Consider the following 23,585-nt stretch of genomic DNA (forward strand, 5'->3'; position numbering starts at 1 on the left):
GATTGATATACCAACACAAACAAGACAAATTAAATACAAGAATTTAAATGTATATTACTGTAATAATCACTTATGAATTCAACGTATTTTTGCGAGACTCCCGAGGGAACAGGACAAGCTGAAGACTACAGGCTGAAGCTGTCCCCTAGGAAAGCGAGCCAATAATATATATAAACAAAAAAGCACTCAGATAAATTGAATTCAATCATCTGAGTGTTATTTTACCGAAATTCATATACAAGACTTTATTATTTATAAAACCTATTGATGAAATGCAATTTAAAGTCATACTTTTAATAGACTTATAAATTTGGACTATCAATCTATCAATCAAATCCACAAATTATAATTGAGATTCAAAATAATGATTTAATTCGTCACTATTTAAATTGTTGCTAAGTCCAACTAATAATTTCAATCTGGCTTTTGGCCCATTTAATCCATTAGAAAATATAACACCTTGACGTTCTAACGTTGCGCCACCACCTTCATATGCATAAATCGGGCCAACAATCCCATTAAATGAACGTGAAACAAGTACAATAGGAATACGTTGATTTAAACAAGCAGCTAAACCTTTTAAACAAGTAGGTGGTAAATTACCTTGACCTAAGGCTTCTATAATAATTCCATCAACCTTTTGTTTACTATAAAATTCTAAAACGTCATTATTCATACCCATGTATGCTTTTACCAAAGGAATATTTAAATTTTGATCGATTTTATCTAATATCTGATGTTCGAAAGGTTTGTGATGAAATTGGACACTATTTTTAGTCACTACACCTAACGGTCCATGGTTTGGACTTTGGAAGGTATTCGTATTTGATGTATGTGTTTTAGTAACATTTCTAGCTGTGTGTATTTCATCATTAAATACAACCATAACTCCCATATTTGTGGATTCATCACTCGTCGCAACACGAATTGCCGATATAAAATTATACAAACCATCTGCACCAATTTCATTTGAGGAACGCATTGCACCTGTAATTGCAATCGGTTGGGAAATTTCTACTGTTAAATCTAATAAATAAGCAGTTTCTTCCAGTGTATCGGTACCATGAGTAATTACAAAACCATCATATTGATTTTCTTTAGCTGCTGATTCAATAATGTTCTTTAATTGCTCAACGTAATGAATATCCATATGTGGTGATGGTACGTTAAATGGTGTAATTTCTGTTACATCAGCATATGCTTTAATAATTTCTTGATGTGTTGAAATTGGATTCTTCTCATTAGTAACAACTTGATTTGATTCATCTTGCGACATGCTGATTGTGCCACCTGTATGTATGACAAGAAGTTTTTTCATGCGTGCATTCCTCCTATTAATATAATACATATTTATGATAAAATATTATTCATAAAACAACAAGGAAGGTTTTCTGAAATGAAACGAATAAATATCGCATTAGATGGTCCTGCAGCCGCAGGTAAAAGTACAATTGCAAAAATAGTTGCTGCAAAATTATCAATGATATATGTCGATACGGGAGCAATGTATCGTGCAATTACATATAAATATTTACAACAAAATAAAACAGAAGATTTTGAGACATTAATTGCAGGTTCTGAATTAGCTTTAACATACGACGAAGTGAAAGGACAACGTGTCATCTTAGATAATCAAGATGTTACAGACTACTTAAGAGAAAATGACGTTACGAATCATGTTTCATATGTAGCTTCAAAGGAACCGGTAAGAACGTTTGCAGTAAATAAACAACAAGAATTGGCAGCTAAAAAAGGTATCGTCATGGATGGAAGAGATATTGGTACTGTTGTATTACCTGATGCTGATTTAAAGGTATACATGATCGCTTCAGTTGAAGAACGTGCTATTCGTAGACAAAAAGATAATGAGGAAAGAGGCATTGAATCAACTGTCGAGCAACTTAGACAAGAAATTGCAGACCGAGATCATTATGATATGAATCGTGAAATCTCTCCACTTAAAAAAGCAGATGATGCGGTAACTTTAGATACTACTGGAAAGGATATTGAAACTGTAACTAATGAGATACTCGATATGGTTTCATCGTTGGCATAAAACTATTTCAGCTCATCTTATTAAAAGCAACGTAAAAATTGACTAAAAAAGTTATATATTATTTCGAATAGGGTATAACAAGGATGTACAATTTTTTATGATTTTATTACTACATATATTGGCATAAATGTAAAATAAAAGTAAAATTCATTAAATTTCAGTGAGTTTAAATCAAAATATTTTTACATTTATATAACAAAATGTATGGCATTCCTCTAAAAGAGTAGAATTTCTTGACAATTTTGACAGTTTATAAGATGTTATAAATATGTAGTGTAATAAGGAGGCAGACAAGATGACTGAAGAATTCAACGAATCAATGATCCACGATATTAAAGAAGGGGACAAGGTTACTGGCGAAGTTCTAGAAATAGAAGAAAAGCAAGTAATTGTTCATGTAAACGGTAGTAAGTTTAATGGCATTATCCCTATTAGTCAACTTTCTACTCATCACATTGATACACCTAGTGATGCTGTGAAAGTCGGTGACGAAATTGGTGCATACGTTACAAAAGTTGAGTATGACGAAGAGAATGAAACAGGTGCATATATACTATCAAAACGTCAACTTGAAACAGAGAAATCATATGAATTCCTGCAAGAACAGCTTGATAACAATGAGACAATTGAAGCCAAAGTAACAGAAGTAGTTAAAGGCGGATTAGTTGTGGATGTAGGACAACGAGGTTTCGTACCTGCTTCATTAATTTCAACTGATTTCATTGAAGATTTCTCTGATTTTGAAGGTCAAGTCTTAAAATTAAAGGTCGAGGAATTAGATCCTGCTAATAATCGCGTCATCCTTAGTAGAAAAGCTGTAGAAGAATTAGAAAATGCAGAGAAAAAGGACGCTTTATTATCTTCATTAAATGAAGGCGATGTTATCGATGGTAAAGTTGCTCGTTTAACTAACTTTGGTGCGTTTATCGACATTGGTGGCGTAGATGGTTTAGTACATGTTTCTGAGTTATCTCACGAACATGTTAAATCTCCTGAAGATGTCGTTTCAATTGGTGATGATGTTAAAGTAAAAGTAAAATCAATCGATAAAGATTCTGAAAGAATCTCATTATCAATTAAGGATACTTTACCTAGTCCGTTTGAATCTATCCAAGGAGAGTTTAGCGAAGGCGATGTTATCGATGGCAAAGTTATCAGATTAGCTGAATTTGGTGCTTTTGTTGAAATTAAACCAGGTGTACAAGGATTAGTACACATTTCTGAAATTAGCCACAAACACATCGGTACTCCGAGCGAAGTACTAGAACCTGGTCAAGAAGTTAAAGTGAAAGTACTTGGTGTGGATATAGATAACGAACGTATTTCATTATCTATCAAAGCAACATTGCCAAATGAAGAGTCTGATGATCACTCTCAAGAAAGCAGTAATGAAGAGACACAATCATACTTAGATAGTTCATCAGATGAGGATGATAATCCTACACTCGGTGATGTCTTTGGAGATAAATTGAAAGACTTTAAATTTTAATTTGACCCATATATACCAATTTAAATCTTGTCCTTATGATTTCATAGGACAAGATTATTTTTTATGTGCTTATATATACTGAAATGAAGCAACATATTCCGATTATCATTCAAGAGAGGCGATTGATTTAATATTTCTTTTGAATTAATTAAACCATGTGATAAAATTATAGAGATTATAAAAGAGAGGAAGTAAGTTATGACTAAACCTATAGTAGCGATTGTAGGAAGGCCCAATGTTGGTAAATCTACAATCTTTAATAGAGTTGTCGGTGAACGTGTATCTATTGTTGAGGATACACCCGGAGTAACTCGTGATAGAATTTATTCATCAGGCGAATGGTTAACACATGATTTCAATATTATTGATACTGGAGGTATTGAAATTGGTGATGCACCATTCCAAACACAAATAAAAGCACAAGCAGAAATAGCTATAGATGAAGCAGATGTCATCATCTTTATGGTAAATGTACGTGAAGGGTTAACTCAAAGTGATGAAATGGTTGCCCAAATGCTATATAAATCGAAAAAACCAGTCGTACTTGCGGTTAATAAAGTAGACAATCCTGAAATGCGTAATGAAATTTATGATTTTTATTCATTAGGATTCGGAGAACCATACCCTATTTCAGGTTCGCATGGCCTTGGCCTTGGGGATTTGTTAGATGAAGTTGTTAAGCATTTTAAAGACGAAGAACCTGAACCTTACGATGATGATACTATCCGTTTATCTATTATTGGTAGACCAAACGTTGGTAAATCTAGTTTAGTTAATGCCATTTTGGGTGAAGAACGCGTTATTGTATCTAACGTAGCTGGTACTACAAGAGATGCGGTTGATACAGAGTATAGTTATGATGGGCAAGATTATGTATTAATTGATACTGCTGGAATGCGTAAAAAGGGTAAAGTCTATGAAAATACTGAAAAATATTCTGTATTACGCGCATTAAAAGCGATCGAACGTTCAAATGTCATTTTAATCGTTATAGATGCTGAACAAGGTATTATCGAACAGGATAAACGTGTTGCGGGCTATGCTCATGAAGAAGGTAAAGCAATTGTTATCGTAGTCAATAAATGGGATACAGTTGATAAAGAAACGAATACAATGAAAGAATTTAAAGATGAAGTTCGTAAAGAATTCCAATTTTTAGATTATGCAGAAGTTGCATTTATTTCTGCAAAGGAAAAACTTAGATTAAAAACACTTTTCCCATACATTAGAGAAGCTAGTGAAAATCATAAAAAGCGTGTTCAAAGTTCAACTCTAAACGAAGTAATTACAGATGCCATTTCTATGAACCCAACACCTACAGATAAAGGGCGTCGATTAAATGTGTTCTATGCGACTCAAGTGGCAATTGAACCACCTACATTTGTAGTATTCGTTAATGATGTAGAATTAATGCACTTTTCTTATAAACGTTATTTAGAGAATCAAATCAGATCAGCATTTGGTTTTGAAGGAACACCTGTGCATATTATACCAAGAAAACGAAATTAATTAGACCGGAGGGGATACCATGTCAAACGTTACCGTATTTGGCACTGGAAGTTTTGGAACCGCACTTGCGAATGTCTTAGCAGAAAATGGACATCAAGTATTAATGTGGGGAAAAAATGAACAAACAATTAACGATATCAATGAACAACATAAAAATACAAAGTATTTAAATGATGCAATTTTAGATTCATCGATTAAAGCAACATTAGATATTGAAGAAGCAACACAATTTGCGGATATTTATTTAATGGCACTGCCTACAAAAGCAATGCGTGAAATTGCTAAAAAAATCGATAGCTTGCTAACAACTAAAAAAACATTTATACATGTGGCGAAAGGTATTGAAAATGACACCTTCAAACGTGTTTCAGAGATGTTAGAGGATTCAATTTCTCCTGAACACAATGCTGGCATCGGTGTACTATCTGGACCAAGTCACGCTGAAGAAGTTGTTATAAAACAACCAACAACTGTTGCCGCATCATCAAAGTCAAAAGAAGTTAGTTTGTTGACACAAGATTTATTCATGAATGAATATTTGCGTGTATATACAAACGACGATTTAGTTGGTGTTGAATTAGGTGGCGCATTAAAGAATATTATCGCTGTTGCTAGTGGTGTGATTACAGGCATGGGCTTTGGCGACAATGCTAAAGCAGCACTAATGACAAGAGGGCTGGCAGAAATAAGTCGTCTTGGTGAAAAGCTAGGTGCAGATCCACTTACTTTCTTAGGTCTTGGTGGCATTGGAGATTTAATCGTTACATGTACATCGACACATTCTCGTAACTTTACTTTAGGATACAAATTAGGTGAAGGTAAATCACTAGAAACAGCTTTAGATGAAATGAACATGGTTGTCGAAGGCGTTTATACGACGAAATCAGTTCATCATTTAGCTAAAAAGCATAATGTTGAAATGCCAATCACTGAAGCTTTATATCGTGTTTTATTTGAAAATACACCTGTATCAGAAAGTGTCAAAGACCTCATGGGACGCGGCAAAAAGTCCGAATAATAAAGTATTTTTACACTTTTAATTAAATTTATAACAATTTGTCATCAAAATCCCATTATTTCAACGTTTTTTGCGCATAAATCGTTGCAGTAGTGATTATCGTTGTGTTAAAGTCAAAGCATAATGATACAAAGTTATCATTATAGACCCTAGGGGAGGTGAATTCATAATGAACAAAACAGATTTAATCAATGCTGTAGCTGAACAAGCTGAATTAACTAAAAAAGAAGCAGGTTTAGCTGTTGATGCAGTATTCGAATCAATTCAATCATCACTTTCTAAAGGTGAAAAAGTACAATTAATTGGATTCGGTAACTTTGAGGTACGTGAACGTGCTGCACGTAAAGGCCGTAACCCTCAAACTGGTAAAGAAATTGATATCCCTGCAAGCAAAGTTCCAGCATTCAAAGCTGGTAAAGCTTTAAAAGACGCAGTTAAATAATTCTTTACTTTTACTTAAAGCCCTTTTAAAGGGGCTTTTTCTTTTTGTAATTTTTTCGATGACGCAATACATAAAAATTAAACAATAACTCTCATTTAAGTGATTTACATAAAATTAGGGATTTAAAAATTCCATAATCTTCAACAAACTGTCATTAACTGGTATATTTAACATTAAATATTAATAACTTTAATTATCGTTGATTTTATTTTTCATTATATAATGTTAATATGTATATTGATAATAACGTGAGGTGTGAACATGGAAACGACATTAAGCATATTAGAAAAACAAATTAGCAGCAGACTTAAAGGTGTAGACCATTATGAATCTATATATTTCAACCAAATATTAGGTCAAATACTTGATACATACGATATTCCTGAAGAAGCGAAATTAGCTTGCCTCACTATAGATACTGCAATGCGCCACTTAGATGAAGCCTATATAAAAGATACTTCAAAGAAATCTATTTTAATCGGTGATTTATTAAGTGCCCATTTTTATACATTATTAGCAACTTTAAATAATCCAAGTTATCAAAAGGATATCAGTCGATCAATTGTGGAGGTAAATGAAATTAAATCATCTGTACACCAAGATGATTTAGATAAATCAGAAATGGGTTCTCACATACTAAAAGTAGAGAACATTTTTTTAATGATTACGTTGAAGCATTATGCCAATGAAGCAATTGATATACAAAGCATTAATGACAAACTATTAAGTCAACTCATTGAACAGAAACCTGCTTATTTAAAAAAATATACAGATAACGAAATTAAATTATTCATTCAAAATATTTAACTAAACTGAAATCAAATTTAAAAGAGGTAATAACTATGGCAGATAATAAAGTAAACAAGGAAAAAGTGCATAACGTTTTTCAAAATATATCAGGAAAATATGATCGATTAAATAACATCATCAGCTTTGAACAACATAAGACTTGGAGAAAGCATGTTATGAAAGAGATGAAAGTTAAACCGGGTTCAAAGGCCTTAGATGTTTGTTGTGGAACAGCTGATTGGACAATTTCACTTAGTAAGGCAGTAGGCCCAACAGGTGAAGTAACAGGTGTTGATTTCAGTGAAAATATGCTTGAAGTAGGGAAGACAAAAACGCAAGATATGGACAATATTAATTTAGTCCATGGTGACGCAATGAACTTGCCTTTCGAAGATAATGAATTCGACTATGTTACAATTGGGTTTGGTCTTAGAAATGTTCCCGATTATTTGGCAACGCTAAAGGAATTAAACCGCGTATTAAAACCAGGGGGAATGGTAGTGTGTCTCGAGACAAGCCAACCTACAACACCTGGATTCACACAGTTATATAAATTTTACTTTAAATTTATCATGCCTATTTTTGGTAAAATTTTTGCTAAATCCAAAGAGGAATATGAATGGCTTCAACAATCAACATTTGATTTCCCAGATAAAGAGAAATTAAAAAGACTATTTTCACAAGCTGGATTCAGTAACATAAAAGTACGTAGCTTTACAGGTGGCGTTGCAGCAATGCACCTTGGCTATAAATAAAATCGAATTAACCAAAGGTGATTAGCGTGTCAAAGTTAAACATGAACAACGAAATTAAAAAAGTAGAAAAAAGAATCGAACAAGCAATTATCAGCAAAGATCCGACACTAGAAGCTGCTGCCAAGCATTTATTCACATCAGGTGGAAAACGTGTTAGACCCGCATTCGCTATTTTAAGCGGACAATTTGGTGAAACAGAAAGCGAAGATGTGTATAGAGTAGCTGTCGCATTAGAATTAATTCACATGGCCACACTGGTTCATGACGATGTGATAGACAAGAGCGATCGTCGCCGTGGCCGTTTAACTATTTCTAAAAAATGGGATCAGAGCACTGCTATATTAACTGGCAATTTCTTACTTGCATTAGGCTTAGAATATATTTCGTATATAGAAGATAATCGGGTTCACAAAGTTATTTCACACTCTATTGTCGATGTTTGCAAAGGAGAATTATTCCAATTTCAAGACCAGTTTAACAGCAATCAAACTATTACTAATTATTTAAGACGTATCAATAGAAAAACTGCATTGCTTATCCAATTATCTACAGAAGTTGGCGCTATTGCTGCAGGTGCAGATATTAAAACAATCCACAATTTAAAAATGATTGGTCATTATATAGGTATGAGCTTTCAAATTGTAGATGATATTCTTGACTTTACTAGTACGGAGAAGCAATTAGGCAAACCTGTAGGAAGTGATTTAATGAATGGTCATCTTACATTGCCAGTACTGCTTGAAATGAAAGTTAACACTGAATTTAAAACACAAATTGCAGCGCTTAGCCCTGAGAGTAATAAAGCAGAATTTGAGGCATGTATCAATACAATACGTCAATCAAATGTGATACAAACTGCCCAAGAAATTAGTGATAAGTATCTCGATAAAGCTTTGAGTCTGATTGATGAACTTGAAAATGACAGTGCAAAACCATTATTTAAAAAGATTATTAAAAAAGTTGGAAAAAGAAATGTGTAAGTTATGTGAAAAACGTTGAAAGCGCTTTAATTACCTGTTAATATAGGAATGTATCGGATAAGTATATTTATTTGGATATATCTTATTGTGTATAACGAATTTTACACTTAAACAACAATACAGGGGGATTTACACAAGATGGAAAGAACTTTTTTAATGATTAAACCGGACGCGGTACAACGTAATTTAATTGGAGAAATTATTTCTCGTATAGAACAAAAGGGGTTAAAGATTGTGGGGGGTAAATTAATGACAGTGCCACAATCACTTGCTGAAGAACATTACTCTGAACATAAGAGCAAGCCTTTCTATAACAATTTAATTGAATTCATTACTTCTGCACCAGTATTTGCAATGGTTGTTGAAGCTGAAGATGCTGTACATATCTCGCGTCATATTATTGGCAAGACAAATCCATCTGAGGCAACTCCTGGTACGATTAGAGGAGATTTAGGTTTAACAGTTGGAAGAAACATTATTCATGGATCTGATTCTGTAGAATCTGCAAAGAAAGAGATTGCTTTGTGGTTCAAACCTGAAGAACTTAGCGATTATACTGAGACTCGCGAAACTTGGTTATATGAATAATACCATTTTACATATATTATAAAATTGAGACCCTTGAGATGAATTTCTTAAGGGTTTTATTTTTTATGCGCTTTTAACATTACGTTATATCACCTTTTTACACACACTATTACATTCTACGTATTTTCCGTTTAAATAATGACATAAATGCATGCTAAACACTTTATGCTATTTATAACTCTCTTTACAAGTGGTACACTAATGCAAATAGAAATGATAGAATTTTCTTAAGATTTAAGATTTGTAAATTTTTCTATTAATTTGCTTAAATGAATATGATAAGATATAGAACATATAACAATTTAAAGTACTAAAGAACGGAGTGGGTAAATAATGAGATATTTAACTTCTGGGGAATCACATGGTCCACAGTTAACTGTAATAATTGAAGGTGTACCAGCGAATTTAGAAATTAATGTAGAAGATATAAATGAAGAGATGTTCAAGCGTCAAGGTGGCTATGGTAGAGGTCGACGTATGCAAATTGAAAAGGACACAATTGAAATCGTTTCAGGTGTCAGAAACGGCTATACATTAGGCAGCCCAATTACGCTTGTTGTTACTAACGATGATTTTACTCACTGGAAAAACATTATGGGTGCAGCACCAATAAGTGAAGAAGAACAAGATAACATGAAACGTGTTATTACAAAACCACGTCCAGGACATGCTGACCTTATTGGTGGTATGAAATATAATCATAGAGATCTAAGAAATGTATTAGAACGTTCATCTGCACGTGAAACAGCTGCACGTGTTGCTGTAGGTGCAGTAGCTAAAATTCTACTTAAACAATTAGACATAAACTTTTATAGTCGTGTAGTTGAAATTGGCGGCGTTAAAGATGATGCTGAATATGACATACAAACAATTAAAGACAATATAGATAAAAATGATGTACGTGTTATCGATGATAGCGTAGCACAACAAATGAGAGATAAAATCGATGCAGCTAAAAAAGCCGGCGATACAATAGGTGGTATTGTTCAAACAGTAGTAGAAGGTGTACCAGTAGGCATTGGAAGTTATGTACATTATGATAGAAAGCTTGACGGAAGAATTGCCCAAGGTGTAGTTAGTATTAATGCCTTTAAAGGTGTAAGCTTTGGTGAAGGTTTTAAATGTGCTGAGTTACCTGGTAGTGAAGTACAAGACGAAATTTTATATGACGCAGAACAAGGTTATTACAGAGGTTCTAACCATTTAGGTGGTTTCGAGGGCGGTATGTCCAATGGTATGCCAATTGTAGTGAGTGGCGTGATGAAGCCAATCCCTACTTTATATAAACCATTGAATTCTGTTGATATCAATACCAAAGAGCCATTTAAAGCGTCAATCGAACGTTCTGATAGTTGTGCAGTGCCTGCAGCAAGTGTCGTAATGGAAAATGTCGTAGCATTTGAACTGGCAAAGGCTGTATTAGAAGAGTTCCATTCAAATCATATCGACCAATTAAAAGAACAAATTGAAGCACAACGTCAAATTAATATTGAATATTAAGCAATATTAAAATATTAAATGTAATTAGGTGAAATCATGATATTAGAAACGACTTATAATTCTAACAACTATCCAATCATTGTAGAACATAACGCATTAGAACAATTACATCAATTTATACAAGGCTATAAAGATATCGTCTTAGTTGTTGATGCCACAGTAAATAATACATGGTCTTCTGCATTAGCCTTTTTAACTTCTGAATATGATGCACATAAAGTGATAATACCTTCAGGAGAGTCAACTAAGTCATTAACCTTCTATGCAGAGACAATTGAGGCATTACTGAGCAGACAATTAACTCGTGATACATGTTTAATCGCTATAGGTGGTGGTGCTACTGGCGATTTTACTGGCTTTTTAGCAGCAACACTTTTACGTGGTGTAGATTTCATTCAAGTTCCAACGACTATTCTAGCTCATGATTCTAGTGTTGGTGGAAAGGTTGGTATTAATTCACAACATGGCAAAAATCTTATTGGTGCATTTTATAGACCGAAAGCTGTTATCTATGATCTGAATTTCTTAACAACATTACCATTTTCAGAAGTGCTAAGCGGCTATGCGGAAGTTTATAAACATGCCTTATTAAACAATGAGGCTGCAGTGCGCGAAATCGAACAGCAATATAGTGATGCCACTGAACTTAAGGCATTAGATGAAATTGAATACTACCTTTATAAAGGAATTGAAACTAAACTGAATATTATTTTACAGGATGAAAAGGAATCAAATGTACGAAAATATTTAAATTTAGGTCATACATTTGGTCATGCTGTTGAATATACCTTTAAAATACCTCATGGACATGCAGTGATGATAGGAATCATTTATCAATTTATTGTTAGTAATCAAGTTCTAAATCAAGATTTTGATATCGAACATTATATTCAATATTTACAAGACTTAAACTATCCTTTAGACATTATAAGTCAATTTGAATTTGATGCACTATACGCATTGATGTTAAAAGATAAAAAAAATAATCAACAAGGTGTACAAATGGTTCTGTTGGACGGTATTGGCAATCCAATCGTAAAGCATGTAGATAAATCAATACTGCTTCAGTCTTTCGAATTATTAGTTGCGCACTTTAAAAAGTAGGAGGGCCACAGATGACAAACAATGAGACAATAGCAATTAATGGACCTTTAACTGGTGAAATAGAGGTCCCAGGCGATAAATCAATGACACATAGAGCGATAATGTTAGCTTCATTAGCTACTGGCAAATCAACAATTAACAAACCTTTGCTCGGAGAAGATTGTTTACGTACAGTTGAAATTTTCAAAAAACTAGGCGTTGATATCTTTGTATCCGATAATAAAATCGAAATCGATTCACCAGGCTATAAACATTTTAAAACACCGCACCAAGTGTTATATACAGGAAATTCAGGAACGACAACAAGATTAGTTGCTGGACTATTATGTGGTTTAGGAATTGAAAGTGTGCTATCCGGTGATGAATCTATAGGCAAAAGACCTATGGATAGAATTCTCAAGCCATTAACTGCTATGGATGCCAACATAACTGCTATTGATAATAACTACACTCCATTAATCATCAAACCTGCACAAATTAAAGGAATCAATTACGAAATGGAAGTTGCCAGTGCCCAAGTCAAAAGTGCAATTTTGTTTGCAAGTTTATTCGCAGATGAACAGACAACTATTAAAGAATTAGGTACTACAAGAAATCATAGTGAAACAATGTTCGAGCACTTTAATATTCCTGTTCAAACAAAAGACGGCTATATCGAAATACCACCTAAAGGTATAGAGCATATTCAAGCAGCAGACTTTAATGTACCAGGTGATATATCATCTGCAGCTTACTTTATTGTTGCTGGGTTAATCACTCCTGATAGCGATATTACAATTCATAATGTTGGCATAAACTCGACCCGTTCAGGTATTATAGATATCGTGACTCAAATGGAAGGGAACATTACATTATTTAATCAAACAAATGGTGCTGAACCTACTGCTTCTATACGCGTGCAATATTCTCCCAATATGAAACCAATACATATAGAAGGGGACTTGGTACCTAGAGCAATTGATGAAATACCAATCATTGCACTTTTATGTACACAAGCGAATGGAACGAGTATCATTAAAGATGCAGAAGAATTAAAAGTGAAAGAAACTAACCGTATTGACACTACAGCAAACATGCTCAATTTATTAGGTTTTACATTGCAACCAACAAACGATGGAATGATTATTCATCCATCAGCATTAGAGCAAACTGCCACGGTAGATAGTTATACAGACCATAGAATCGGTATGATGTTAGCTATCGCTTCCCTTTTAACTTCAGAGTCATTAACGATTAACCAATTTGATGCAGTCAATGTATCTTTCCCAGGGTTTATGGACAAGTTAAAACAATTAGAAAATGAGGGATAAAAAGTATGGAAGACATCTATAAACTAATAGATGATATCAACTTACAAAAATTAGATAACTTAGACACTCGTGTAAATGAGGCATTGAGTTCACCGAATGATGACGCCTTATTTGTACTGGGAGAAACGTTATATAATTATGGACTAATGCCTCAAGGATTAGAAGTTTTTAGAACTTTATATCACAAGTATCCAGATGAAAGTGAACTTTTAATTTATTTTATTGAAGGATTAATGTCAGAAAATCAAACTGACGAAGCTTTAGAATATCTTAACGAAGTAGAATTATCTACTGAAAGGCTAATGCTAGAAGCAGATCTGTATCAACAATTAAATATGATTGAAGTAGCAATTGACAAATTAGTAGAAGCAATTGAGCTTGAACCAAATGATCCAATTATTCATTTTGCTTTAGCTGAGTTATTATATTTTGATGGCCAATATCTAAGAGCTGCATCGGAATATGAAACAGTATTAGAGACTGGCGAATATGAAGTGAATACGATTAATTTATTCGCACGATTGGCAGATTGTAGTTTACAAAGTGGTAATTATAGCGATGCCATAAAAATGTTTGACGAAATGAACGAAGATGAAATGAATTCTGAAGATTATTTGAAAAAAGCAATCGCCTATGAAAAGAATGACTTAACACAAGAAGCCATTAAACTTGTAACAACTTTACTATCAAAAGACCCAGACTTTTTACAAGGTTATTTCTATTTACAGCAATTATATGAAAATGAACATAATCATGCTGACGCAATTGAAATTGGTAAAGAGGGATTGAGACTAAGTCAATTCTATAAAGAGTTAATGGTGTCAACTGGTAGCATTCAAATTGAACACGGTGATGCAAATGAAGGCGTTCAATTATTGATTCAAGCATTGGAAGTAGACAATGCTTATCAAGAACCATTGTTAATTCTTAGTGATTTGTACCGTTCAGAAGAAGATTACGAAAGTTTAATTGGACTTTTACAATATGTGGATGAAGAGGATTTAGATCCAGTATTTATGTGGCATCTCGCATTTGCGCTTGGGCAGGAAGAACGTGATAAAGAGGCTCAACATTTCTTTGAATTAGCATATCCAACATTACAAAGTCAATCGGCATTCTTAAGTGATTATTACTACTATTTAATTGAAATTGGTAAAGTAGAACAGGCTAAATCAATATTAAATCAATTATTAGAGTTAGAGCCGAGTAATGAAACATGGCATGATGAGGCCGAAAGATTAACATCTTACTAGTCGAGGAAGGTGAACTGTTTGGCTGACACATTGCAACAGATGAAATCATCTTTTATAGAATATATATTATTTCAATATCGTTTTAAGTCACGTATCAGCGTATGGGTGCTGAATTATTTAAAATCAGCACCAGATGTTTTGCAAAACATACATTTTGTAGATGAAATTATACCTACACATAATACATTAGAGATGTCGGTAGTTAATGCGAATAAAATTGCGATTCGTTTGATACTGAGTGACAAACAATTGATTAATAATGACGAAATATTTAATTATGTCGTGAAGTCGAAATTTGCATTCGATGTCAAATTACATTTTGAGGAAGAGGATGTTAGAGAACCTCGTTTAGACGAGCTGTTGCTTAATCAACTACTCAATTCACCATATTATGCATTATATATGCAAGATATCTATAGCATACCTCTAACCAAAAAAAGTGAACGCTCAATTATTCAGCATTTACAATCCAATATAGATTTGAGTTTGCAATTGCATGATCGACCATTGTTCTATCAATTATCACAAATATTAAATACTTTTAAATCAAGAAATGTTAATTCAGGTTTGAGGGAATAAATCTATGAACATAACAACAATTTGGCAGCTATGTATCTACAATAAAATAATACTTTCTTTTTTATTAATCTGTAATGTCTTAGGCACAATATATGGTTATATTTGGTATGGTACACAATTACAAGCAACGAGTTGGCAATTCAAACCGTTTGTGCCTGATAGTCCAACCGCTTCGTTGTTTCTATGTATTGCGATTATAGGCTTTATGCTAGGTAAGCAATTACCTATCGTAGAAGCGCTCGCTTTTACAACATTAATAAAGTATGGCGTTTGGGCAGTAATCATGAATGTGATTATGTTTATACAGTATGATCATGTAACTGTAATTGGATGTATGTTGATACTCTCTCATGGCATTATGGCAATCCAAGCCTTACTATTTTATCCGAGAATGAAAGTAACACTACTTGGCTTCTTAATCAGTATGATTTGGGTATTTAATAACGATATAATTGATTATGTCTTTATGCAGTATCCTTTTTATGACTTTATTGCTAGACATATTGAAGGCGTGGCCTACTTAGCATTTACATTAAGTGTAATTCCACTCGTACTTTATTTATATTTAACCCGATTTAAAAAGACTAAATTATTTGACCTTCCTTAACGTTCACAGTAAAATATAACTAAAGGAGTGAGGATTTTTGTCTTTTATCTATATGATAGTTTACTTTGTTATCTTAATGGTACTCCCTCTATGGGCACAGCACAAAGTTAAATCGAATTATGAGAAATATTCACAAGTTAGATCAACAAGTGGCAAGACCGGACAAGAAGTTGCATTAGAAATACTACATGCGAATGGCATTTATGATGTAGATGTCGTCGAAGGGAATGGTTTCTTAACTGATCATTACGATCCTAGAAAGAAAGTTGTAGTATTATCACCTGCAAACTTTAGCCGTCCTTCGGTAGCGGGAACTGCGATTGCAGCACACGAAGTTGGTCATGCAATACAACATGCACAAGGCTATTTCTTCTTGAAATTCAGAACATCACTGGTACCTTTGGCAAATATTGGTAGTTCAATTGGATATTTAGCAGTTTTTGCTGGTATTATTTTAACTACTTTACACAGTACTTTAGGTTCCACAGCGTTATGGATTGGAATTGCGTTTATGTCATTTGCAGTGCTCTTCTCTATCGTAACACTACCGGTTGAATTCAATGCGAGTAGTCGAGCTATGAAACAAATACAGAGTTTAGATATTGTAAATGAAAAAGAATATAAACACGCTAAGAAAGTATTATCAGCGGCAGCTATGACTTATGTAGCTTCAACTGCAGTAGCGTTAGCAGAACTTGCACGTTTCATTCTAATCGCACGTTCAAGTGAATAATAAATAGTCGAGTTTGGAGCTTAAATGCCCATTCTCAAAATAAAAGAGCTATTCCGTTATGGATTAGCTCTTTTTTTATGTTAAGACATCATATTTTCGAAATACCCTGTTGATATGGCTAAGGAAACTATGCCAGTGGAAAACTAACTTGTGTGCGAATTTCAGTAAATAGATCCTAATCATACAAACTATTGTACTTTAAATGATTAGTCCTTGAATATCCACGCATTTAGTGGTGAATATTCGCTGAATGATGTACCAGCTCCAATCTTTTCATGACCAGTTCTTACTAAACAAACATAAACGATTATTTAACATTATTAACTGATAAAATCATTCTCATACACGCTATAAATATGCTACAGAAAATGTCTAGATTGCAGGAATAATGCATGAATCATCATTTTAAGCTATACTATATTAGAAAACGTAAGATTGAGAGGGATCCTTTGATGAAAACAATGAATGAGATGCAAAATGAGGTTGATGAATATATTGGCCAATTCAAAACAGGATATTTTTCACCATTAGCAAATCTTGCACGCTTAACAGAAGAAGTAGGGGAGTTAGCTAGAGAAATTAATCATTATTATGGCGAAAAAAAGAAAAAAGATTCAGAAGCTGAAAATACAATTAAAGCAGAACTAGGCGACAATTTATTTGTCTTACTCTGTATTGCTAACTCTTTAGACATCGATATGTCAGAAAGCTTCGATGAAACGATGACAAAATTTAATACACGAGATAAAGATAGATTTGAACGTAAATAATATAGAGATTGTGGGGTGTAGCACACTATGAAAATAGGTATAACATGTTATCCATCTATGGGTGGATCAGGCATTATTGCTACAGAATTAGGTATTAAATTAGCGGAACGTGGTCATGAAATTCATTTTATAACATCAAATATTCCATTTAGAATACGCAAGCCTTTACCTAACATCACGTTCCATCAAGTAGAAGTCAACCAATACCCCGTCTTTCAGTATCCTCCTTATGATATAACGCTAAGTACAAAAATTGCAGAAGTTATCAAAGAATACGATTTAGACTTATTACATATGCATTATGCAGTACCTCATGCCGTATGCGGTATATTGGCGAAACATATGTCGCATAAAAATATTAAAATTATGACGACATTACATGGGACAGATATTACAGTATTGGGTTACGATCATTCATTAAAAAATGCCATAAAATTTGGTATTGAAGAAAGTGATATTGTAACAAGTGTCAGTGAATCATTAGCACAACAAACACAGGATATTATTGAAACTGATAAAGATATCGTTCCGATTTATAATTTTGTTCGTGAAAATGAATTTCCAACTAAATCTGATGAACTATCAGAAAAAAGTAAGCACTTAAAAGCATGTTATGGTATAAAAGATAACGAAAAGGTATTCATCCATGTGTCTAACTTTAGAGCAGTCAAGCGTATCGATACAATTATTGAAACATTTGCAAAGGTACAACAAGAAATACCTTCTAAGTTATTATTATTGGGTGATGGCCCAGAATTAATGGACATGAAGCAAAAAGCCAAAGACTTAGCTGTTGAGGAACATGTATTATTCCTTGGTAAACAAGACTGGGTGAGTGAATTTTATCAGATAGCTGATTTAGTTTTATTACTGAGTGAAAAGGAAAGTTTTGGACTTACATTACTGGAAGCTATGAAATCTGGTGTGGTGCCAATTGGTTCTACAGCAGGAGGCATAAAGGAAGTCATTAAACATGAATCAACAGGTTATTTAGTTGATGTTGGAGATAGTGACTCAGCTAGTAAATATGCTAAAAAACTACTACTTGATGACAATTTATATAAAGAAATGCAAACGAAAATGTTAGCAGATGTAGAACAACGTTTTGCATCAGATTTAATTGCAGATCAATATGAGTATTATTATAGAAAAATGTTAGAGGGAAACAATGAATAAATCTATTTTTGAAGCAGCTCAACCTATATTAAACAACTTGATCACACATGATTATCAAGCATATTTCGTCGGTGGCTCTGTTCGAGATTATTTAATGCATAAAGAAATTCATGACATTGATATCACAACCAGTGCAACACCAGATGAAATTGAAGCAATTTTTGACAAAACAATTCCAATTGGTAGGGAACATGGCACTATTAATGTAGTTTATAAACATGAACAATATGAAATCACAACATTTAGAGCTGAAGGGGAATACGATGACCATCGTCGACCTAATGCAGTCTATTTCGTCCGAGATTTATATGAAGATGTAAAGCGACGTGATTTTACGATGAATGCAATCGCCATGGATACGCACTATCGTATACTTGATTACTTTAATGGACAACAGGACATTGAAAATAAAATCATTCGTACAGTAGGTGATGCTGCCGAAAGATTTAACGAAGATGCATTGCGTATTATTAGAGGACTCAGATTTCAAGCACAACTTGGATTTATGCTGGAAGAATCAACTTATTTAGGAATGAAATCACACATTGCTAGTATTGAGCATCTTTCAATTGAGCGAATAATTGTTGAATTAAAAAAATTATTTACTGGAAAGTATATCACTCAAAGTTATAATAATTTAAAATCCTTAAATGCATTCAACTATATAACTTACTTTAATCAATTTGATTTTACAAAATTCCAAGTCAACCTACCTGTCGATTTCACTTTACTAATTGCTGCTTTGAAAGTTCAACAACCTATGGTAGAGGCTTCTTTATCAATGTTAAAAATAAGTAATCAGGAAAAGAAAGCAATAACAAAATATGAACAGTTGATCCAAACTATTCCTAATATTTCAAGTAAAAATGATTTAAAATATTTTGTTTATGATTACGGCAAAGTAGATATTATTAATGTATTAAACCACTCTGAATTATTACACGATAATCAAATTATTGACCTGCAACCATTAATTGTTAATAGAGACACAATTAATGAAACTTATGCTCAACTACCGATAACTTCAAGAAAACAGATTGCAATTAATGGTAATGACATATTGACCACTTTAAATCAGCCTGGTGGCGCATGGTTAAAACCATTATTACGCGATATCGAATGTGCCATTATTCGTGGAGAAATAAACAATCAGAAGAATGAAATTTTAGAATGGGTGAAAACACATGTCAAAATATAGTAAAGATGTAATACAAATTTTATATCAACATCAGCCAGATTATATTTCTGGGCAGTTTATTGCCGAACAATTAGCGATTTCGCGTACGGCTGTCAAAAAAATTATTGATCAATTAAAATTAGAAGGCTGTGAAATTGAGTCCATAAATCATAGAGGTCATCGCTTAATACAACTCCCAGAAAAATGGTATAGTGGCATTGTACAACCAATTATTAAAGCACAAAATCTTTTTAATCATATTGAAGTAATAGAATCGACACCATCTACTCAGATATTAGCCAAACAAAAGCTTGTGGGTAACAGCGATACCTATTTAATCCTTAGCGATGAGCAAACAGAAGGAAAAGGTCGCTTTAACCGACCATGGGCGTCATCAAAAGGTAAAGGCCTATGGATGTCCATTGTTTTGCGTCCTAATGTACCATTTGATACTATAACTAAATTCAATTTGTTTATGGCTTTAGGTATTAGAGATGCAATTCAACAATTTTCTGAAAAAAGAGTAACTGTCAAATGGCCAAACGACATCTATATTGATGGTAAAAAGGTTTGTGGCTTTTTAACTGAAATGGTAGCTAATAGTGATGGCATAGAAGCAGTCATTTGTGGTATTGGAATCAACATGAATCAATCTCAAGCTGATTTCACTGGTGAATTAATTGAAAAGGCCACTAGTATTAGAATAAATTCAAATGATATAATCAATCGTTACTATTTTTTACAAGCATTAGTTAAGCATATAGAATACCGTTATAACCAATTTATTTCAGAACCATTTTCTACAATACGTGAGGAATATATTGATGCTTCTAATATTTGGAATAAGGAATTAAAATTCACGGAAAATGGTAATCAATTTTTAGGTAAAGCACTAGACATTGATAATGATGGCGTGCTAATCGTAATAGATAATGAAAATCAACAACATAAATTAATCAGTGCTGACATAGAGTTTTAAAGTCATAATTAAGCGAAAGGAGGAATACAGATGAATACACCTTGTTATGCAGTCGTTGATTTAGAAACGACAGGTAATCAATTAGACTATGATGAAATTATACAAATTGGCATTACGTTCGTTCGTGAGAATAAAATCATTGGCACCTATCATTCATTAATTAAAACTGATTTAGATATTCCTCCTTTTATTCAGGCATTGACCTCAATTGAAGACAAAATGCTAAATCAAGCTCCTTATTTTCATGAAATTGCCGAAGACATCTATAAACAATTAGATGGTTGTATATTTGTGGCACACAATGTCGCTTTTGATTTAAATTTCATTAAGAAGTCTTTTAAATCTTGTAATATAAAATATCGTCCTAAAAAAGTGTTAGATACATTAGAGTTGTTTAAAGTAGCATTTCCAACAGATAAGAGTTACCAACTTAGTGAATTAGCAGAAGCGCATGGTATTGCATTGGATAATGCACATAGAGCGGATGAAGATGCAGAAACAACGGCACAATTAATGATACTTGCCTTTGAAAAGTTCGAATCATTACCACTCGATACTTTAAAGCAACTATATTATTTAAGTAAAAACTTAAAGTATGACTTATATGACATTATCTTTGAAATGGTGCGCAATCATAACCAAGAGACATTAGATCAACATTATGAGCAATTCGAACAAATTATATATAAGAAGCAAACGGACTTTAAAGCACCTAAAGTTAATTTTGAAGGCACATTAAAAGATTTATATACAATGGTGACTGAGGAGTTAAACCTCACTTATAGACCGCAGCAATTATATCTAGCTGAAATTATCCTAGAACAATTAATGCATAGTGAAAAAGCAATGATCGAAGCCCCTTTAGGAAGCGGAAAGTCAATTGCCTACTTACTTGCAGCGATAATGTATAATATTGAGACTGGTAAACATGTAATGATTTCTACAAATACGAAATTATTACAAAATCAATTACTTATTAAAGATATCCCTGCTTTAAAAAAGGCATTGAATTTCAAAATAAATGCGTCATTAATTAAAAGTAAACGTGATTATATTGCTTTAGGATTGATAAGCCAAATACTTAAAGACGAATCGACAAATTACGAAGTAAATATATTGAAAATGCAGTTACTTATTTGGATAACAGAAACTGAAACTGGTGATATTCAAGAGCTTGATTTAAAAGGCGGACAGAAAATGTACTTCGAACAAAAGCTCGAAACCTATGTACCGGTGCGCAATGACATTCATTACTTTAATTTTATAAAGCGTAATGCCCAAAATATACAAATTGGTATTACTAATCATGCGCACTTAATAAATGCTTCGCATGATAATACAATTTATCAATTATTCGATGATTGTATTATAGATGAAGCACATCGTTTACCTGATTATGCTTTGAATCAAGTCACAAATGAGCTGAGTTACTCAGATATAAAATATCAACTAGGTCTAATCGGTAAAACAGAAAATGAAAAATTACTAAAAGCAATTGATACATTAGAACAACAGCGCATCTTAGAAAAACTTGATATTCCACCAATTGATGTATTTGGACTAAAAACAAATATAAATGAAATTCATGATTTAAATGAGCAACTTTTTAATACTATGTATGAATTGATCAAGCAAACTGATGTACACGATGACGAAATTCACAAAGTGCATTTTGTTTATCACTTTGATGTGTCTCCAATTTTGCAAGATTTACATGCCATTATTCATAAATTAAATATGACACTTGAGTTTTTCAATGGTATGAGCCACAAAACGATAAAATCTGTACGGAAGCAAATTCTATATATTAATGACCGCTTCAAAGATATTGAACATAGTTTAAAAAATAACCATACAAGTTATTTATCAATTAAAAATTTAAATCAAAAATCAACCATTCGCTTAAATGTAAAGGATTATGAAGTAAAGGATATATTAACAAAGCAAGTGTTGGATAAGTTCAATTCACTTACATTTATCTCAGGTACATTAACCTTTAATCATTCGTTTGAAAGCTTTAAACAATGGTTTAATAAAGATGCCAAATTCAATACTTTTGAAATTGATTCTACTATATCAAATCGTAAACAAACTACGGTATTTATACCAAACGATGTTTCATCTTATAACTATAAAAATATCAATGATTACGTTACATCTATTGTTAACTACGTTGTCGAATATACAACTAACGTTGAGTCCAAATGTTTAATCTTATTTACGAGTTATAAAATGATGCATATGGTACAAGAATTACTCAATGAGTTACCTGAATTTGAAGATTATGTTATTCTCACGCAACAACAAAATCAGAATTATAAAATTGTGCAACAATTTAATAGCTTTGATAAATCCATTTTGCTAGGGACAGGCACTTTTTTCGAAGGTTTCGATTTTCAATCAAACGGTATTAAATGTGTAATGATAGCAAAATTGCCATTTATGAATCAAAATAATACTAAGTATTGGTTAATGGATACTGAATTTGCATCGACCTTTAAAGATTATGTTTTACCAGATGCAGTAACTCGATTTCGTCAAGGGTTAGGTCGATTAATTCGTGGTGAACAAGATAAAGGTATTATCGTTTCATTCGATGATCGACTCGTGCGTAGTAATTATAAGCAATTTTTTGAGCAAGCATTAGAAAACTATAAACAAAACAAAGGCGACATAAAACAATTTTCAAGTTTATTGAAAAAAATAAAAAAAGATGAACATAACAAACCATAAAGTTAACACACGCAACTAGAACTGAGTTACGTATTTTG

General features: G+C 32.9%; 22 protein-coding genes. 21 read left to right on the forward strand and 1 reads right to left on the reverse strand.

Annotated elements, in window-relative coordinates; translation table 11 throughout:
* Window positions 1–343: 343 nt before the first annotated feature.
* The gene (locus tag JN168_RS06870) at window positions 344–1,318 is read right to left on the reverse strand and encodes an asparaginase (RefSeq protein WP_229367223.1); all 975 of its coding nucleotides are present in this window, start codon (window positions 1,316–1,318) and stop codon (window positions 344–346) included.
* A gap of 78 nt (window positions 1,319–1,396) precedes the next feature.
* Here JN168_RS06870 and cmk point away from each other — a divergent pair, with 78 nt between their 5' ends.
* The 21 genes from cmk to JN168_RS06975 all read left to right on the forward strand — a co-directional run bounded on the left by cmk (window position 1,397) and on the right by JN168_RS06975 (window position 23,547).
* Window positions 1,397–2,056, forward strand: a complete 660-nt coding sequence (gene cmk, locus JN168_RS06875; RefSeq protein WP_042738640.1) for a (d)CMP kinase — start codon at window positions 1,397–1,399, stop codon at window positions 2,054–2,056.
* Window positions 2,057–2,351: 295 nt separating this feature from the next.
* Complete coding sequence (rpsA, locus tag JN168_RS06880; RefSeq protein ID WP_042738641.1) at window positions 2,352–3,545, forward strand: 30S ribosomal protein S1; 1,194 nt, start codon at window positions 2,352–2,354, stop codon at window positions 3,543–3,545.
* A 198-nt stretch (window positions 3,546–3,743) separates the two neighbouring features.
* The gene (gene der, locus JN168_RS06885) at window positions 3,744–5,054 is read left to right on the forward strand and encodes a ribosome biogenesis GTPase Der (protein WP_042738642.1); all 1,311 of its coding nucleotides are present in this window, start codon (window positions 3,744–3,746) and stop codon (window positions 5,052–5,054) included.
* Window positions 5,055–5,073: 19 nt separating this feature from the next.
* Window positions 5,074–6,072, forward strand: a complete 999-nt coding sequence (locus JN168_RS06890) for an NAD(P)H-dependent glycerol-3-phosphate dehydrogenase (RefSeq protein ID WP_042738643.1) — start codon at window positions 5,074–5,076, stop codon at window positions 6,070–6,072.
* Between the two features lie 169 nt (window positions 6,073–6,241).
* Complete coding sequence (locus JN168_RS06895; protein WP_015900354.1) at window positions 6,242–6,514, forward strand: HU family DNA-binding protein; 273 nt, start codon at window positions 6,242–6,244, stop codon at window positions 6,512–6,514.
* Window positions 6,515–6,775: 261 nt separating this feature from the next.
* Window positions 6,776–7,321, forward strand: a complete 546-nt coding sequence (locus JN168_RS06900; RefSeq protein ID WP_107642084.1) for a heptaprenyl diphosphate synthase component 1 — start codon at window positions 6,776–6,778, stop codon at window positions 7,319–7,321.
* A gap of 35 nt (window positions 7,322–7,356) precedes the next feature.
* On the forward strand, window positions 7,357–8,058 hold the full coding sequence (locus tag JN168_RS06905) for a demethylmenaquinone methyltransferase (RefSeq protein ID WP_042738645.1): 702 nt from the start codon (window positions 7,357–7,359) through the stop codon (window positions 8,056–8,058).
* Window positions 8,059–8,084: 26 nt separating this feature from the next.
* Window positions 8,085–9,038 (forward strand): polyprenyl synthetase family protein, encoded by a 954-nt coding sequence (locus tag JN168_RS06910; protein WP_042738646.1) that lies wholly within the window; start codon window positions 8,085–8,087, stop codon window positions 9,036–9,038.
* A 138-nt stretch (window positions 9,039–9,176) separates the two neighbouring features.
* Window positions 9,177–9,626 carry a nucleoside-diphosphate kinase gene (ndk, locus tag JN168_RS06915; protein ID WP_042738647.1) on the forward strand — a complete coding sequence of 150 codons (450 nt, stop codon included), beginning with the start codon at window positions 9,177–9,179 and terminating at the stop codon, window positions 9,624–9,626.
* Window positions 9,627–9,959: 333 nt separating this feature from the next.
* Window positions 9,960–11,126, forward strand: coding sequence for a chorismate synthase (gene aroC / locus JN168_RS06920; RefSeq protein WP_042738648.1), 1,167 nt, complete (start codon window positions 9,960–9,962; stop codon window positions 11,124–11,126).
* 36 nt (window positions 11,127–11,162) lie between these two features.
* On the forward strand, window positions 11,163–12,230 hold the full coding sequence (aroB, locus tag JN168_RS06925) for a 3-dehydroquinate synthase (protein ID WP_229367222.1): 1,068 nt from the start codon (window positions 11,163–11,165) through the stop codon (window positions 12,228–12,230).
* A gap of 11 nt (window positions 12,231–12,241) precedes the next feature.
* Entirely contained in the window at window positions 12,242–13,540 is a 1,299-nt protein-coding gene (aroA, locus tag JN168_RS06930; RefSeq protein ID WP_229367221.1) for a 3-phosphoshikimate 1-carboxyvinyltransferase, read from the forward strand.
* A gap of 5 nt (window positions 13,541–13,545) precedes the next feature.
* Window positions 13,546–14,793 carry a tetratricopeptide repeat protein gene (locus tag JN168_RS06935; protein WP_042738651.1) on the forward strand — a complete coding sequence of 416 codons (1,248 nt, stop codon included), beginning with the start codon at window positions 13,546–13,548 and terminating at the stop codon, window positions 14,791–14,793.
* An 18-nt stretch (window positions 14,794–14,811) separates the two neighbouring features.
* A complete protein-coding gene (locus JN168_RS06940) occupies window positions 14,812–15,372 on the forward strand; it encodes a YpiB family protein (RefSeq protein WP_042738652.1) in 561 nt (186 codons plus the stop codon).
* A gap of 4 nt (window positions 15,373–15,376) precedes the next feature.
* A complete protein-coding gene (locus JN168_RS06945) occupies window positions 15,377–15,979 on the forward strand; it encodes a DUF1405 domain-containing protein (protein ID WP_042738653.1) in 603 nt (200 codons plus the stop codon).
* A gap of 37 nt (window positions 15,980–16,016) precedes the next feature.
* Window positions 16,017–16,712 (forward strand): zinc metallopeptidase, encoded by a 696-nt coding sequence (locus JN168_RS06950; protein ID WP_042738654.1) that lies wholly within the window; start codon window positions 16,017–16,019, stop codon window positions 16,710–16,712.
* Window positions 16,713–17,164: 452 nt separating this feature from the next.
* Window positions 17,165–17,482, forward strand: a complete 318-nt coding sequence (locus JN168_RS06955; protein ID WP_042738655.1) for a nucleotide pyrophosphohydrolase — start codon at window positions 17,165–17,167, stop codon at window positions 17,480–17,482.
* 27 nt (window positions 17,483–17,509) lie between these two features.
* Window positions 17,510–18,658, forward strand: coding sequence for an N-acetyl-alpha-D-glucosaminyl L-malate synthase BshA (gene bshA, locus JN168_RS06960; RefSeq protein ID WP_229367219.1), 1,149 nt, complete (start codon window positions 17,510–17,512; stop codon window positions 18,656–18,658).
* Complete coding sequence (locus JN168_RS06965) at window positions 18,651–19,856, forward strand: CCA tRNA nucleotidyltransferase (protein ID WP_229367218.1); 1,206 nt, start codon at window positions 18,651–18,653, stop codon at window positions 19,854–19,856. Before bshA ends, JN168_RS06965 begins: the two co-directional genes overlap by 8 nt.
* A complete protein-coding gene (locus JN168_RS06970) occupies window positions 19,843–20,814 on the forward strand; it encodes a biotin--[acetyl-CoA-carboxylase] ligase (protein WP_042738658.1) in 972 nt (323 codons plus the stop codon). The genes JN168_RS06965 and JN168_RS06970 overlap by 14 nt, the downstream gene beginning before the upstream one ends.
* 30 nt (window positions 20,815–20,844) lie before the next feature.
* Window positions 20,845–23,547 (forward strand): helicase C-terminal domain-containing protein, encoded by a 2,703-nt coding sequence (locus JN168_RS06975; protein ID WP_279525714.1) that lies wholly within the window; start codon window positions 20,845–20,847, stop codon window positions 23,545–23,547.
* Window positions 23,548–23,585: the final 38 nt, after the last annotated feature.

It is taken from the genome of Staphylococcus gallinarum (genome assembly GCF_029774255.1).
In the GTDB taxonomy this organism is placed as follows: Bacteria; Bacillota; Bacilli; order Staphylococcales; family Staphylococcaceae; genus Staphylococcus; species Staphylococcus gallinarum.